We start from the raw sequence: 14683 nt of genomic DNA on the forward strand, positions 1-14683 counted from the left end.
CCTCCTAAATCCCTGTCGGAGTATGGCTATCAGACTTTTCTCTCTGATCCGTTACAAAAACATCTTCTCGTTTCAATACAGAAACTGCTGTTTTAAAGAAGATTTTAATATCCATCCACCATGTTAAGTGATCAATATAGTAAATATCATTTTTAATTCTTTCTTTCCAAGGAACTGTGTTTCGAAAGTATGCTTGATTATACCCGGTAACACCTGGTCTAATTTCAAGCTTCCGCTCCTCATTCCCAACATATAATTTATAGTGTTCTGGTAAATCAGGCCTTGGTCCTATAATACTCATATCACCTTTAATGATATTTAAAAGCTGAGGTGTCTCATCCAGACTTGTTTTGCGAATAAACTTTCCAATTCGAGTTAATCTGGGGTCATCTTCAGAATTAAAAGTGGATCCATCTTCATTTCTCAAATCAGGAGCATTCAATTTCATGGAACGAAATTTGTACATTTTAAATACCTTTCCATTCTTTCCAAGCCTCGGTGCATTATAAAAAATGTTCCCCTTGTCCTGGAAATATATGAAAGGGCCAACTAGGGCCAAGATTAATATCCAAAAAGGTAAGGCTACTATCGAAAGTATTAAATCGAAAACTCTTTTAAAAAATAATTTATACATTTTCTCACCCCACTCTAGACTCATCATAAATAACTTCTTTAATGATCTTTTTGAAGTTGTCAGTGATATACTCCAAATCTTCATTACTAAGTAAAGTGTGAAGTGGTAGGGTTATCTCGTTTACATACATATCAAATGCATTCGGATAGTCCTTAATGTCAAATCCTAAATTCTTATAAGCGGTAAACATAGGTAATGGTTTATAGTGTACGTTACAAGAAATTCCCGCTTCCGCCATCTTAATGATGATCTCATTTCGCTCATCTTCTTTAATTCCCGGTATCCTAGTTAAATAAAGGTGACCTGATGAAGCGAAGTCCTCACTATAATGTTGCAAGCTTTGAATTCCTATCGGTAAAAGTGCATCGTCGTACATATTAATGATCTCTTTACGTCTTTTCATGATGCTTTCATATCTATCTAACTGTACCAGACCCACACCGGCCATCAAATCTGTCATATTACATTTATAGGCGGGATATACAATGTCATACTCCCATGCACCTTTTTGTGTTTTTGCCAATGCATCTTTAGACTGACCATGAAGGCTGTATAACATATATTGCTTATAGAGCCATTCATCATCTAACCTAATTTCATTCCGCCATACAACAGCACCGCCTTCAGCTGTTGTCAAATTCTTTACAGCATGGAAAGAGTAGCAAGTAAAATCCGCAACCTCTCCGCATTTCATTCCATTTCTTTCAGCCCCAAACGCATGAGCAGCGTCAGTCATTACAATGATTCTATTAAATATCCATTGGAGTTCATTATTAGGTTTAAATAAACCTTTTTTGCTTTGCACAATTTCAAAAATAGTATCGTAATCACACATCTTCCCTGCAATATCAACAGGAATGATTACCTTAGTCTTTTCAGTTATTGCATCTGCAAGCTTTGAATAATCCATCTCAAAAGAATCAGGGGCTGTATCAACTAAGACAATTTTTGCTCCAACATGCTCAATAATTGATGCAGACGCTGTATACGTATAAGCAGAGGTAATTACTTCATCCCCAGGTCCTACTCCCAATATCCGAAGAGTAAGTTCCATAGCAGCTGTCGCCGAGTTTAAACAAACTGCCTTATTTACACCGACATATTTAGCAATAGCTCTTTCAAATTCCTTGGTCCGTGGTCCGGTTGTGATCCAGCCAGACTTCAAAGCCTTAATAACTTCTGTAATTTCAGCATCTGTAATATCTGGTGGAGAGAAGGGTATGTTTCTTACCTTTAAATCAATCATTTCTAGATAACCTCACTTTAGTATTTATTTGATCGTTAAGTATAATTCTTTAGTCGCTTAGTACTTAAGCAGTACAAGGAGATTAGACTATTTAACTACTAAACAACTAAATCCAATTAATTTTTCTTTAAAGAATCGTGCAAATCAATCGCCTTCAAATGCTATGCTCCTCTTCTAGTAAATTTATTTAGAAAAGGAGCATTAAAATTCAGTTATTATTTTACTTTTCTAGATTCCAACAATTCCTCAAGATAAGTTAGCAATTCGCTTTTAATTTCATCATTCTGAAGAGCAAACTCAACCGTCGTCTTCACAAACCCAATCTTCTCCCCAACATCATACCGCTTACCCTCAAAATCATAGGCAAATACTCTTTGAATCTGATTCAACTTCTGAATCGCATCCGTTAACTGAATCTCCCCACCAGCACCAGTTTCCTGCTGTTCCAAGAACATAAAGATCTCCGGCGTAAGAATATAACGTCCCATAATAGCAAGATTAGAAGGTGCAGTACCTGGTGCAGGCTTCTCCACAAAGTTCTGCACCTGATATCTCCTACCTTCTTGAACAGAAGGCTCAACAATCCCATAGCGATGTGTCTCATTATCAGGAACAGTCTGAACTCCAATCACAGATGAAAGAGTTTCTTCATATTGGTTAATAAGTTGTTTTAAACAAGGAGTTTCACTCTGAACAATGTCATCCCCTAGTAATACCGCAAATGGTTCATCCCCAATAAAATTACGAGCACACCAAACCGCATGTCCAAGTCCTCTTGGTTCCTTCTGACGAATATAGTGAATATCCGAAAGGTCAGTAGCGTAACGGACCTTCTCAAGGATATCTAATTTCCCTTTTTCTAAAAGGTTTTGTTCTAGTTCATGAGCAATATCAAAATGATCTTCAATCGCCCGCTTCCCTTTACCCGTAACAATAATAATATCTTCAATCCCCGAAGCCACCGCTTCTTCGACAATATATTGGATCGTTGGTTTATCAACAATCGGCAGCATTTCTTTTGGCATAGCTTTCGTTGCTGGAAGGAATCTCGTTCCAAGTCCTGCCGCAGGAATGATTGCTTTTCTAACTTTTTTCATTTATTTACCCACCTTCATAGTACAAACATAGTCATAAATCATCGTTCTTCATCGAATATTTTTATAAGTAAGCCTAATTTGCTAAAGCTACCAATGACGTTGTTTCAAACCTGTTGTTCGCAACATCAATTAATGTATCGTGCATGTCCTTTTCAGACATTTCTAGTAAACTAGCAATTAGCTCAGCCAACACATCCGCATTAATAACCTTAGCTTTTCCAATATGAATCTTAGGGAAAATCTGCTCTGGATGGATTTCCCCTTCATTAAGAAGCTCTTCGTACATCTTTTCACCAGGACGAAGCCCAGCATAATGAATCCCGATTTCTTCTATAGAATAACCAGACAGCTTGATTAAGTTTTTAGCCAAATCGACAATCTTAACCGGTTCGCCCATATCCAAAACAAAGATTTCTCCACCACGTGCTAGTGTACCTGACTGAATAACAAGACGAGATGCTTCTGGAATGGTCATGAAGTAACGTGTCATATCAGGATGAGTAACCGTAACAGGTCCGCCTGCTTGAATTTGCTTTTTAAATAACGGTATAACACTTCCGCGGCTGCCAAGTACGTTTCCAAATCGTACCGCAACGAACTTAGTATTACTATGCTGCGCTAAACTCTGGATGATCATCTCTGCAAATCGCTTTGTTGCACCCATCACATTCGGAGGATTAACCGCCTTATCAGAAGAAATCATCACAAAAGTATTCACACCGAAAGTGTCCGCCGCCTCTGCAACATTCTTCGTACCATATATATTGTTCTTAACCGCTTCTCTCGGGTTATACTCCATCAATGGAACATGCTTATGCGCTGCCGCATGGTAGACGACAAATGGCCGATGCTCTTCCATTACTTCAAAGATTCTAGTCCGGTCTTGGATATCGCCAATCACCGGAACAATCTCAATTGTATGTTGATAAAGCTTCCGAAGCTCCATATCAATTAAATAAATGCTGTTTTCGCCGTGACCGACTAGAACAATTTTTCGAGGTTTGAACTTACAAATCTGACGGCAGATTTCCGAACCAATTGACCCACCTGCACCTGTTACTAACACGGTTTTTCCTGTAACAGATTCTGAAATACTGCCCATGTCCAACTCTACTGGCTCTCTGCCTAATAAATCTTCTACCTCAACTTCGCGGAACTGGTTAACGGAAACCTTACCCGTCATCAAATCCTCAAGCTTTGGAATGATCTGTGTTTTCGCTTTTGTTTTGACACACTCATCAAAGATCCGCGTAATTTCACTCTGTCTTAATGAGGGGATGGCGATAACGATATGGTCAATTTTATATTTTTCAACTGCTGTTGTGATATAGCTTGAATCCCCGACTACTGGTATCCCAAGGATATCTAATTTCTGCTTCAATGGATCATCATCAATAAACACGACTGGCTTCAAATCAGTATCCGGGTTATGAAGCAATTGACGAACAACCATGGTTCCGCCTCTACCCGCACCAATGATCATCGTTCTTTTGATGTTCTTTTGCTGATTCATATAGTTGTCGCGAAATACCCTCCAAGAAAACCTTGATCCTCCGATTAACAGGACATGCAGCATCCATGTAATCATTAACGCTCTTACGTTTATATGACCAAACACGAGCGATTGCATCAATGCGGTTACCATGACCGAATAGGTGATGGCTTTAACGATGGCTAAGAGCTCTCCGATACTCGCATATTGCCAGGCCTTGTTATACAGTTTATAAATAGAAGCAAATACATGATGGCTGAGTAATAACGTAACCGCGCTGGCCAAGATCATCGGGCTTTTAAAGATATTCAAATCTGGATTTAACGTAAAAATACTTATGTAAATCGCAGTTATGACAATCAGTGAATCTAACATCGCAAGTGCCGTCAATCTTTTCCCGTATGTCATCTCTTCTCCCCCTTTTTGATTATTTCGTTTATCTAAGCATCTTGTTGCAAAAAAATAAATACCTAATGGAAATGCAAGTGCTCGGTCACCTATATTTTCATTAGATATTTATTATTTTCTTTATTTTTCTATCATCTGCCCTATCCTCGTAAGATCTAGTTGCCGATACCTATTATAGAGGGGAGGATTACCCTTACCTCCCAAATTGACCTAAAAAATTTTAAAAAACTTCTTCTTTTTAATTCGCTCTGGCACTTCCTGATACGCGTGTTTCCCGTCGATGGCAAGTGCAGCATTTTCACTAAACAGATACACCATGTCATTCCCATACTTCGCTTGGATCGTGCTATAGGCTTCTCGCAGCTTAAATGTCCTGGTGCTCGTGTTATGAGCATCAGAAGCAATGAAATGAGTTAAATTAGCTTCAATGAGTTGATGTGTAAAGTTCTTAATCTTCTTCCCGAAATCCCCGCAAATACTAGCAGCCGTCACCTGCGTCATTGCTCCCTTTTTCACAAGCTGATACAATATCTCGGGGCGTTCAATGATTTCCTGATTGCGTTCTGGATGGACAATTACTGGAATCAACCCGTTCAGCTGTAAGTCATAAAAGAGCTTTTCGGTATACCGCGGTACATGACTGGATGAGAACTCGACTAATACATACTGCGTGTGATCAACCGGCAGGATTTCTCCTAGCTTGTACCCATCGACCATTTCTCCATGGATCCGTACTTCTTGACCTGGAAGTACCGTTAGGTCAATTTTCTCCTGAAGCAATGCCTGGTTTAATTCTTCTACTCTATTGATAATTACTTGTTTAGGATTTTCATAGCTGCTAGTTAAATGATGTGGTGTGGCCACTATGGTAGTGATTCCTTGTTCGACAGCCTTCCTCGCCATACTGATGCTTTCAGATAAATTCTGTGCTCCATCATCTAAACCTGGTAGTATATGACAATGTAAATCGATCATCGGCAACACACTCTTTCCAGCTAATTGCTAGTTTTCTAAGACTTTTTTAATGGTAACACCGTCGAAAGCACTAGTAAAGGGAGGAATTTTGTCGAATTATATAACTTTACTTTGAACCATAATAATAATAGTAGTCGTTATTCTTGATCTCTTTGTGGTTTAGTACCACGCCAAGTAACTTGCTTTTCGCATTGCTTAACAGCTCTTTCGCCTTTTTCGCTTGGTCAATTTCGGTCTTGCCACTATAAACAACGAGAATCGAACCATCGCACTTATTCGCTAAGATTTGCGGATCGGCTACTGCTAATAATGGCGGTGTATCAAAAATGACATAATCAAAATGTTCTTTTGCTTCCACTACCAATTGCTCCATTGATTTCGAGCTTAATAGTTCAGCTGGGTTCGGAGGAACTGGACCGCTTGTTAGGATAAACAGATTTTCCTCCTCTGTTTCAAGAACTGTCTTTTCAAGTGTTGCCTGCTTTGTTAGGACTGTTGTAAAACCGAATAAATTGTTAACGCCAAAGGTACGGTGAACCGTCGGCTTGCGCAAATCGGCATCGATTAGCAGCACTTTCTTGCCCAGCTGTGCAAATACAACTGCCAGATTTGCCACCGTTGTCGACTTTCCTTCTGCCGGACCGGCCGATGTAACCATCAGCGTGCGAATTTCTTGGTCAATCGACGAATATTGGATATTTGTCCGAATCGTTTTATATTGCTCTGAAATCGGCGACTTTGGGTCTAACTGAGCAATCAACTTTCGGCTAGGATCTGTTGTTTTAAGTTTCTTATTTCTCTTAAGCACCAAAGGTCTCACCTCTTCCTGCTGCTCTTCTTGATTTCCCTCTGCGGAGTTTCAGCTCTTCCATCTTCTGATCGTCAATCGTTGCGATCACCCCTAAGATTGGAAGTTCAAGAATTTTTTCAATATCCTGCTCGTTCTTAATCGTGTTATCAAAATACTCTAGTAAGAAAGCAAGTCCGACAGCAACCATTAACCCAACCACGATGGCAATCGCGATATTCATAACCGGCTGCGGTTTGATTGGTGATGGATTTTCCCCAATATCCGCTTTCGCAAGGATGCTGACATTGTCGACCTTCATAATTTTAACAATTTCTCTTTGGAACACTTCTGCTGTTTTATTCGCAATTAATGCCGCAACTTCCGGTTTCGGGTCTTGAACAGACATATTCACTACCTGTGAATCCTTTTGGCTGCCAACCGTGATTTTCCCGCTCAACTGAGAAGCTGTCATCTCCAAATCTAGTTCTTGTGCTACGATATCTAAGATTCTCGGGCTAGTGATGATGACATTATAGGTGTTAATTAACTGAAGGTTGGTTTGGACTTCACTTGGATTGTAAAAGGATTGTTCACTCTTCACTTGGTTTACAAGTATTTGTGTTGAAGCCTGATAAATCGGCGTAAGGAAAAAGTAGCTAACCACACCGCTAACTAGGGCAAAAGTCGTGGTAATCAATATGATCATAACGAATCGTTTTTTTAATGTATCCAGCAATTCTTTTAAACTAATAGTCTCTTCCATAAGATCCTCCCTTTTGTACATGAAAACAAAAAGTATTATACCATGAAATCTGTCAATTTTTGTGTTTTTATGATGATCTTAACAGGTATTTTTTTGCTGAACTCATTGTAACAGGTTTTTTTGTAAAAAAATGTAGTTTTTTTAGATTGGCAACAATTGCCTAGTCGAAATTTGCTATAATTAGTGGAGGGTCTTATTGCCCGTTAAAACGGGATATACTGGTTAACAGGAGGTACTAAGTATGAAATACATATTAACAGCAGCCTGGTCGCTTGTTTGCATCATCGTTCTCTTTTATGGACATACGCACTATCAAGAACGAATCGAAGCGAAATCAGCCAAAGCAAGTGTGTCTGCGAATGCCGTGAAAGAAGTGAATAACTACGATTCTTATCTGTTGCTCGCCAATAACTGGCCAGACTCTGCCAAACAGCAGCTACAAGCAGCCTTAGAAGCAAAAACACCCTTTCACATCCTGTTCGCCGGCTCCACCGCGTTAGGTGAACCTGCCCAAAACTTGATAACCGCAAGCTTAGCAGAAGCCTATGGCGAACATGTTACCACTAGCGTTCATACATATGATGTCACTTCGGCGGATTTTGTTGCGAACCAGCACGTTTTAGAAGTAGCCGCGCAAAACGCTCAACTGATTATTTTTGAGCCATTTCTATTGAAGGACAACGGTGAAATTGCGATTGAGGATACACTCGCAAATATCACGACGATCATGGAGACAATAAAGAACCTAAAGCCTGACACCACCTTTATTCTCCAGCCGTCCTATCCAATTTATAAGGCAAAGATTTATCCGCTTCAGGTGGAGGCCCTAAAAGCCTATACAGCAGAGAATCAGATTGCCTATCTCGATCATTGGGCAGCCTGGCCGGATTATAATAGTGAAGACTTGATACATTACCTCGAGGCTGACCAGAGCGCACCAAATGAAATCGGATATGAGGTATGGGGGCAATCGATTGTTGATTACCTTATCCACAATTAAAGGCAAACCAGATTGGTTTGCCTTTCTTATCTATATAATTAGCCAACTAGCATCTTTTTTAAATCCGCTTCAATATCTGCAACTAAGGTTGATACCGTTGCATCCTGATCTCGTAACCCTTTTTCATAGGCTTTTTTAATAATTTCTGTAAAATTTTGTTGGTCTTCCTTTGACTCCACCCTCCCTATTCCCCCTTCACAAGATTCTCTTAATTAAACCATTCTAGTAGAAAATCCAGGAACTGTAAATATCTTTCCAGTAGAAAATTGTTGAATTTTGGTGAATCCGCTTTCATTTACCATAACCCAACAAACTCCACTATCTATTTAGTTACAATTTTGATAATCTGGTTGTTAGGTAGAAATTTGTCAAATTTCCGGAGGACTCTTATGAAGAAGAAAAAAGCAGTAAAAATTACCGTTTACATCCTTCTAGCCTTCCTACTTATTGGAGGAACCTATGGCTTTATCGTCTATCAATCATTAAAGTCAGCTGTTAAAACGATGCACGAACCAATCGAACGCGAAACCATCAAACGCTCCGACCCTGTTACCTTTAAAGAAAAAGATCCATTTTCCGTCCTATTGCTTGGAACCGACTCTACTGGCGAGAAAGGACGTACCGATACGATTATCGTGTTAACCGTTAATCCTAATACAGACAGTGTCCATATGCTAAGTATCCCGCGTGACACCCGAACCGAAATCATGGGTTTAGGCTACGAGGATAAAATCAACCACGCGCATGCCTTTGGCGGAGTAGAAATGGCGATGGATACCGTCGAGAACTTCCTTGATATCCCCATTGATTATTATATGAAAATCAACATGGAAGGCTTCAAGGATATTGTTGATGCCGTCGGCGGTGTAACCGTCACTAACACATTGGACTTCAGCGTTGGAAATACCCACTTTCCAGTAGGTGAAATCACCTTAAATGGGGAAGATGCATTAGCATATTCCCGAATGCGGAAAGAGGACCCTAACGGCGACTTTGGGCGTAACACAAGACAGCGCCAAATTATCCAGGCAGTAATCAAAGAAGGTGCCAGCCTCTCAAGCATAACGAACTTTTCTGATATCTTCCAAGCACTTGGAACCAATATCAAAACCAACTTAACCTTCGATGAAATGGTGAGTATTCAAAAGCACTATAAAAGCGTCGCAGGCAATGTACAGCAAATGCAAATGAGTGGTACCGGTACGATGATTAACAGTATCTATTATTTGCAAATATCAGCGGAAGAACAGCAACGGGTTCAAAAGGAACTAAAAGCCCAGCTCGAACTAGACAGTGCCACCGCACAAAACTAATTGATACAATGCGCCCTTACTGTTAGACACAGTAAGGGTGTTTTTTTGCGCTTAAATTGTAAGTTTATGTAGGGTGGTGAGGGAAATCATGGTAGAATATAGATAATATAGTAAAAACATGAGGTGATATCTGCATGAAGAAAACAATCGTCCGGGTGGTTTCGACAACCGCTCTCCTTTCGACGGTTTTTGCCGGCTCCGCATTCGCCAGCACCTATACCGTCCAAAAAGGTGATACTTTAACAAAGATCGCCATAAAGTATCAAACATCCGTTAGTGAACTAAAAACCATGAACAGCTTAACGTCTGACATGATTTATGTCAACCAAACACTAAAGGTTGCACCTGCAGCTGAACTGTCAGCACCAGCAGCTACACCAACAGCCCAAGATATGTATACCGTTGTAGGCGGCGACTATCTCGGGAAAATTGCTCGAGCATACAGTATGACCGTTGCTCAGCTAAAATCACTGAACGGTTTAACCTCTGATATGATCTATATTGGTCAAAAGCTGAAGGTATCTGCAGCGGTAACGGTCGTCAATCCGACACCTGCTCCTCCACCAGTACAGACAATAACACCGCCGCCGGCTAGCACTACTCCTGCACCAAGTGCACCCTCCACCACAGTGTCTGAGTACAGTGTGAAAAGCGGAGATTATCTTGGAAAAATTGCCAAGGAATTTGGATTGACGGTCGCGGCGTTAAAGGCGCTGAACGGTTTAACGTCAGACTTGATCTTCGTTGGTCAGAAACTAAAGGTATCTATCGGAACAACGACAGTGGTGGAAACAGCTCCACCAGCAGCCGTGACAGCTCCTCCTAGCACGCCTGTATTGACAACACCTGAAGTTAGCAATCTGATCGACATCGCCAAAAGCTTAATGGGCATCCGTTACGCTTGGGGTGGACAAACCGTGAACGGCTTTGATTGCAGTGGCTTTATCTATTATGTAGTGAACAAATCAGGCAAATCGATTGTCCGTACCTCAGCTGATGGCTATCACAACCGTTCTTATTACGTCAATCAGCCGCAAATTGGCGATCTTGTCTTTTTTCAAAATACATACAAACAAGGGATCTCGCATCTCGGCTTCTACATCGGCAACAACCAGTTCATCCACGCCGACGCAACACTTGGCGTTACGATTACGAGCCTTAGTAACTCGTACTGGTCCAAGCACTTTGAAGGATTTAAACGATTCTATTAAACTACCGCCTAGTCTTTGGACTGGGCTTTTTTCTACTTGCTTGAGAGTCTGTTTTGGTTGAGGGGGTAGAGTACTGACCTTATGAACCAGTTAGGGAACTGTTTAGGAAGAAATGGGTTTTAGTTTTTACCTTAAAAGCTAATGAGGCGGTTCCTCGGGCAAAACTCGTTAATAGTTTTTACCCTAAAAGCTTGTGAGGCGGTTCCTCGGGCAAAACTCGWTAATAGTTTTTACCCTAAAAGCTTGTGAGGCGGTTCCTCAGGCAAAACTCGATAATAGTTTTTACCCTAAACGCTTGTGAGACGGTTCCTCGGGCAAAACTCGATAATAGTTTTTACCCTAAAAGCTTGTGAGGCGGTTCCTCRGGCAAAACTCGWTAATAGTTTTTACCCTAAAAGCTAGCGAGGCGGTTCCTTGGGCAAAACTCGATAATAGTTTTTACCCTAAACGCTAGCGAGGTGGATTTTCGGGCAGAACTGGGTGCTATTTCTGACCAACAAGCCAGCCGGAGGAGTAATTCCAACAAAGTGCAGCCCTCCACCTGAGCTTTTATTTTTTCAACAACAGTTAAATATTTATATATTATAGTAGAAACTAAATTTTTTTATCATAAAAGGTATATTTCAAATCCTTCTCCCTTATGATGTATAAATGTGGTACTGTTAGTGTAATGATTTTTCCAAAATGAATTGTTTAGGAGAAGGATGATGAACGAGACACTACTAATCTTTAAAAATGGGCCCTTCAATAAGTACTGGCGGATTATTACGAGTGGTAACACCTTGGAAGTGACCTATGGAAAGGTTGGTTCCGTTCGTTCTGTGAAACGAAAAAGGTTCTCAAACTCTGATATTTGCCGAAGAGAAAGTGAAAAACAGATTAAATCTAAACTTGAAAAGGGCTATGTGGTCGTTCAAAGCTCCTTCCAGCTGACAATGGCAAGCACAATGAATGAAGAGTTGTTCTGGGAGCTGCTGGAGCTGTGTAAGCAAAACGAGAACAGCTTTGACGAGCAACAGCAATGGCTGGTCGAGCAATTAACAAAGAAGACGATTAAAGATCTTGTCGTGTTTGATTTCATTTTCAGTCAACAATTCCGCAAGTCGTTCACGTCTGATTTATGGGCGGCAAGTTTCATTGCCACCGGCGTGAGCACGGATGAATGCTTTGATGGTTTCAGAGCCTGGATGATTACCCTCGGCAAGGAAGCGTACGAAGCTGCCATCAAGGACCCGGAAACCTTACTCCCCTACTTAGAGGAACTAAGAGAACAGGGTGAACAGCCTCAGCAAGAAGAAATCTTGGATGTCGCCAGCCTGGCCTATGAAGAAAAAACAGGTCTAGATGAAGATGCTTTTTATAATCTATACAATCAGTACGTACACGATCTCTACCTTGACCCCGTCCTCCAATTTGATTGGAATGAGTTTGACCATGAAAGCCTGAAGAGGAAGTTTCCGAAGCTGTGGGATGTGTATGGCGAAAAACCGTTTAAATAGGGCGTTTCCACTTTGGTGGAGACGTTTTTTTTGTATTAGATTTGGCGTTGGCCCGCTCTCTCGACTTTCGGGCATCTAAGTGCTCCAAGATGACCGTATTGGCTGGCTCCCTCGACTTTCGGGCATCTTAAGTGCTCCAAGATAACCGTATTGGCTGGCTCCCTCGACTTTTGGGCATCTTAAGTGCTCCAAGATGACCGTATTGGCCGCTCTCTCGATTTTCGGGCATCTTAAGTGCTTTGCTTCATGCGACCGAAACTCCACTGCCTTTATGTTCACCAGGTTATACTGAAACTACTCATTATAGGACGTTTTACCCTCTACCCAAAATTAAATTAGACCGATTGACATGGTATAGTTTTTGACTAGTTGAAAAAACTAAGGGAAAATCTGGTTGAGGGGACATGGTGATGAGTGCAGATCAGCGTAAATTAACTTCAGTTGAAATGGGAAAGCTTTGGATTACCTATGCAGGCAATACGATGTCTCAATGCATCTTCAAATATTATCTTCAGCATGTCGAGGACGCAGAGATTAAAAAAGTAGTCGAGTACGCTTTGAATTTATCAGAGTCGATTTTAGCAAGCATAAAAGAAATCTACGAAGAAACAGGTTTTCCTGTACCCATTGGAATGACAGAGGAAGATGTAAACATTCATGCACCAAGATTATTTGCCGACGAGTTCTATCTTTTTTATCTAAGATATGTAGGGAAAACAGGGCTCAGCATTTATTCGATTGCCGTCCCTTTAGTCATGCAGAATGATATTCGTGACCTTTTTATCAGCTGGCTTAACTCTACGGTGGAGCTATCCAATATGGTGAACGATTTGTTGCAGACAAAGGGTCTATACGTTCAACCACCTACCCTTCCTATCCCTGAAAGAGTGACTTTTATTGATAAGCAATCGTATTTACGTGGTTTTTTGGGAGATACTCGCCCCCTTCACGCGATGGAGATCACCCATCTTCACAATAACATGGATAATAACGTAACGAGCAAGGCCTTGCTGACTGCCTTCAGTCAGACCGCTCGGGATGAGAAGGTTCGGGATTTTTTTAAAAGAGGAGAAAAAATCGCCCATAAGCATATTGAAAGCTGTTCTAAACAGCTAAGCGATGAGGATTTACCCGGAGCGCCACTCATAGACCATTTAATCAGCACATCGACCACTCCGCCCTTTTCTGACAAGTTAATGCTGGCGCATAAAATTGATATGTTTTCGATGAAAATCAGGTCGTATGGAAACGGTGCCTCCCTTAATGGCAGACGTGATATCGGTGCGATGTATGCAAAGTTTTTGCTCGATGTCTCACTTTACGTCGAGGACGGAGCCAATTTGATGATTGATATGGGCTGGATGGAACGACCACCCTCCGCCGCCAATCGAAAGCATCTTAATTCAGAATAGTTTTTCGAACTGTCTTTTCAATTAAATGTCCGATGTACCCAAGTACTAGTCCGAGGATCAGTCCATTGAATACCGGCATGTCGAGTATAAAAGTAACAGGGTTTTTCCCCAAAAAGGTATAATCATGCAGCATTAAGCCCAAGTCCATCCCAATGACCATACCAATAAAAAAGCCAGTCAGATAGGTTCTCCGTGCAATCGTATGATGGAGGACCTGGGCGTTGTTTGCTATAGCTATATTGTACGCATGCCATAATGAAAAACAATAGAGTGATGGGTAAAATAAACCCCATTTAAAATTGATGATTTCGTGTGCTTGGAGGAAATCACCTTTAATAGAGTAGAGAAGAGCCAGGTTTAGATTTGAATAAACATTTACTAGAATTTCAAAGACAATTAGTACCCCGCCAATAAAGTAATTTTTATTATATAATTGCCCGAATCCCGGTAACACCATTGACCACACTAGTGCAGCCCCTGGGGATTTGTACCCACGTTGTTGTCTCATGATGTTTGCCTCCTCTTTTCTATATATTACTAGTTTTCACAGTATTTTTGGGGGTTTTTTTGCAGTTTTCACAAATAATGGTAAAATAGTTATAGCAAAATAGCTTGCGCATTGGGTACTTTTACCTATTATCGGTATATTACTAGATACCCTTATTCTCAGTCGATTTTTGTCGGCTGCTACTGCAGAAATTGTCTAACGGTTATGTGTGAAAAAAGGGAACTGAGATGGTACCCTAAACGTCATATATGTTAGAGATTATTCAGGGGGCAGTTTACATGAAAAGAATGCTTATTGCATTATTTATTACGTTGGTGTTGTTTATCGCCACTGGT

14 protein-coding genes are annotated in these 14683 nt (G+C 40.8%); 5 read left to right on the forward strand and 9 right to left on the reverse strand.

The genetic code is table 11. From position 1 onward, the window contains the following. Positions 1 to 4: 4 nt before the first annotated feature. The 7 genes from BTR25_RS04345 to BTR25_RS04375 all read right to left on the reverse strand — a co-directional run bounded on the left by BTR25_RS04345 (position 5) and on the right by BTR25_RS04375 (position 7405). The gene (locus BTR25_RS04345) at positions 5 to 718 is read right to left on the reverse strand and encodes a sugar transferase (RefSeq protein WP_368482966.1); all 714 of its coding nucleotides are present in this window, start codon (positions 716 to 718) and stop codon (positions 5 to 7) included. Next, positions 639 to 1880 carry a DegT/DnrJ/EryC1/StrS family aminotransferase gene (locus BTR25_RS04350; protein ID WP_075686522.1) on the reverse strand — a complete coding sequence of 414 codons (1242 nt, stop codon included), beginning with the start codon at positions 1878 to 1880 and terminating at the stop codon, positions 639 to 641. Before BTR25_RS04350 ends, BTR25_RS04345 begins: the two co-directional genes overlap by 80 nt. 215 nt (positions 1881 to 2095) lie before the next feature. Beyond that, positions 2096 to 2977, reverse strand: a complete 882-nt coding sequence (gene galU, locus BTR25_RS04355) for a UTP--glucose-1-phosphate uridylyltransferase GalU (protein ID WP_075686524.1) — start codon at positions 2975 to 2977, stop codon at positions 2096 to 2098. A 73-nt stretch (positions 2978 to 3050) separates the two neighbouring features. Continuing rightward, entirely contained in the window at positions 3051 to 4877 is a 1827-nt protein-coding gene (locus tag BTR25_RS04360; RefSeq protein ID WP_075686526.1) for a polysaccharide biosynthesis protein, read from the reverse strand. Between the two features lie 210 nt (positions 4878 to 5087). Then, entirely contained in the window at positions 5088 to 5852 is a 765-nt protein-coding gene (locus tag BTR25_RS04365; RefSeq protein WP_075686528.1) for a tyrosine-protein phosphatase, read from the reverse strand. Positions 5853 to 5958: 106 nt separating this feature from the next. After that, positions 5959 to 6663: a CpsD/CapB family tyrosine-protein kinase gene (locus BTR25_RS04370; RefSeq protein ID WP_075686530.1), complete on the reverse strand. Its 705-nt coding sequence runs from the start codon at positions 6661 to 6663 to the stop codon at positions 5959 to 5961. Next, the gene (locus BTR25_RS04375) at positions 6653 to 7405 is read right to left on the reverse strand and encodes a YveK family protein (RefSeq protein WP_075686532.1); all 753 of its coding nucleotides are present in this window, start codon (positions 7403 to 7405) and stop codon (positions 6653 to 6655) included. The genes BTR25_RS04370 and BTR25_RS04375 overlap by 11 nt, the downstream gene beginning before the upstream one ends. 241 nt (positions 7406 to 7646) lie before the next feature. Here BTR25_RS04375 and BTR25_RS04380 point away from each other — a divergent pair, with 241 nt between their 5' ends. Then, on the forward strand, positions 7647 to 8405 hold the full coding sequence (locus BTR25_RS04380; RefSeq protein ID WP_075686534.1) for an SGNH/GDSL hydrolase family protein: 759 nt from the start codon (positions 7647 to 7649) through the stop codon (positions 8403 to 8405). 38 nt (positions 8406 to 8443) lie between these two features. Here BTR25_RS04380 and BTR25_RS27415 read toward each other — a convergent pair whose 3' ends face one another. Then, entirely contained in the window at positions 8444 to 8584 is a 141-nt protein-coding gene (locus tag BTR25_RS27415; RefSeq protein ID WP_175596699.1) for a YwzD family small protein, read from the reverse strand. Positions 8585 to 8794: 210 nt separating this feature from the next. Here BTR25_RS27415 and BTR25_RS04385 point away from each other — a divergent pair, with 210 nt between their 5' ends. From BTR25_RS04385 to BTR25_RS04400, 4 genes are all read left to right on the forward strand, one after another. Then, positions 8795 to 9718: an LCP family glycopolymer transferase gene (locus tag BTR25_RS04385; RefSeq protein WP_075686536.1), complete on the forward strand. Its 924-nt coding sequence runs from the start codon at positions 8795 to 8797 to the stop codon at positions 9716 to 9718. Positions 9719 to 9852: 134 nt separating this feature from the next. Beyond that, a complete protein-coding gene (locus BTR25_RS04390; protein ID WP_075686538.1) occupies positions 9853 to 10929 on the forward strand; it encodes a C40 family peptidase in 1077 nt (358 codons plus the stop codon). Between the two features lie 704 nt (positions 10930 to 11633). Further along, positions 11634 to 12428: a DUF4240 domain-containing protein gene (locus tag BTR25_RS04395; protein WP_075686540.1), complete on the forward strand. Its 795-nt coding sequence runs from the start codon at positions 11634 to 11636 to the stop codon at positions 12426 to 12428. 410 nt (positions 12429 to 12838) lie between these two features. Next, entirely contained in the window at positions 12839 to 13840 is a 1002-nt protein-coding gene (locus tag BTR25_RS04400; RefSeq protein ID WP_083652236.1) for a DUF3231 family protein, read from the forward strand. On the opposite strand, the gene BTR25_RS04405 is transcribed toward BTR25_RS04400, so the two are convergent. Next, a complete protein-coding gene (locus tag BTR25_RS04405; protein WP_075686544.1) occupies positions 13827 to 14348 on the reverse strand; it encodes a DUF5683 domain-containing protein in 522 nt (173 codons plus the stop codon). The two genes, BTR25_RS04400 and BTR25_RS04405, sit on opposite strands and share 14 nt — an antisense overlap. Between the last annotated feature and the right edge of the window lie 335 nt (positions 14349 to 14683).

The organism is Bacillus sp. MRMR6, assembly GCF_001940785.1.
GTDB lineage: Bacteria > Bacillota > Bacilli > Bacillales > Cytobacillaceae > Neobacillus.

Coding starts and splice junctions, on each gene's coding strand:
- BTR25_RS04360 (WP_075686526.1), bottom strand. CDS start 4,877: ATGACATACGGGAAAAGATTGACGGCACTTGCGATGTTAGATTCACTG.
- BTR25_RS04405 (WP_075686544.1), bottom strand. CDS start 14,348: ATGAGACAACAACGTGGGTACAAATCCCCAGGGGCTGCACTAGTGTGG.
- BTR25_RS04375 (WP_075686532.1), bottom strand. CDS start 7,405: ATGGAAGAGACTATTAGTTTAAAAGAATTGCTGGATACATTAAAAAAA.
- BTR25_RS04350 (WP_075686522.1), bottom strand. CDS start 1,880: ATGATTGATTTAAAGGTAAGAAACATACCCTTCTCTCCACCAGATATT.
- BTR25_RS04400 (WP_083652236.1), top strand. CDS start 12,839: ATGAGTGCAGATCAGCGTAAATTAACTTCAGTTGAAATGGGAAAGCTT.
- BTR25_RS04395 (WP_075686540.1), top strand. CDS start 11,634: ATGATGAACGAGACACTACTAATCTTTAAAAATGGGCCCTTCAATAAG.
- BTR25_RS04390 (WP_075686538.1), top strand. CDS start 9,853: ATGAAGAAAACAATCGTCCGGGTGGTTTCGACAACCGCTCTCCTTTCG.
- galU (WP_075686524.1), bottom strand. CDS start 2,977: ATGAAAAAAGTTAGAAAAGCAATCATTCCTGCGGCAGGACTTGGAACG.
- BTR25_RS04385 (WP_075686536.1), top strand. CDS start 8,795: ATGAAGAAGAAAAAAGCAGTAAAAATTACCGTTTACATCCTTCTAGCC.
- BTR25_RS04365 (WP_075686528.1), bottom strand. CDS start 5,852: ATGATCGATTTACATTGTCATATACTACCAGGTTTAGATGATGGAGCA.
- BTR25_RS04345 (WP_368482966.1), bottom strand. CDS start 718: ATGAAGATTTGGAGTATATCACTGACAACTTCAAAAAGATCATTAAAG.
- BTR25_RS04380 (WP_075686534.1), top strand. CDS start 7,647: ATGAAATACATATTAACAGCAGCCTGGTCGCTTGTTTGCATCATCGTT.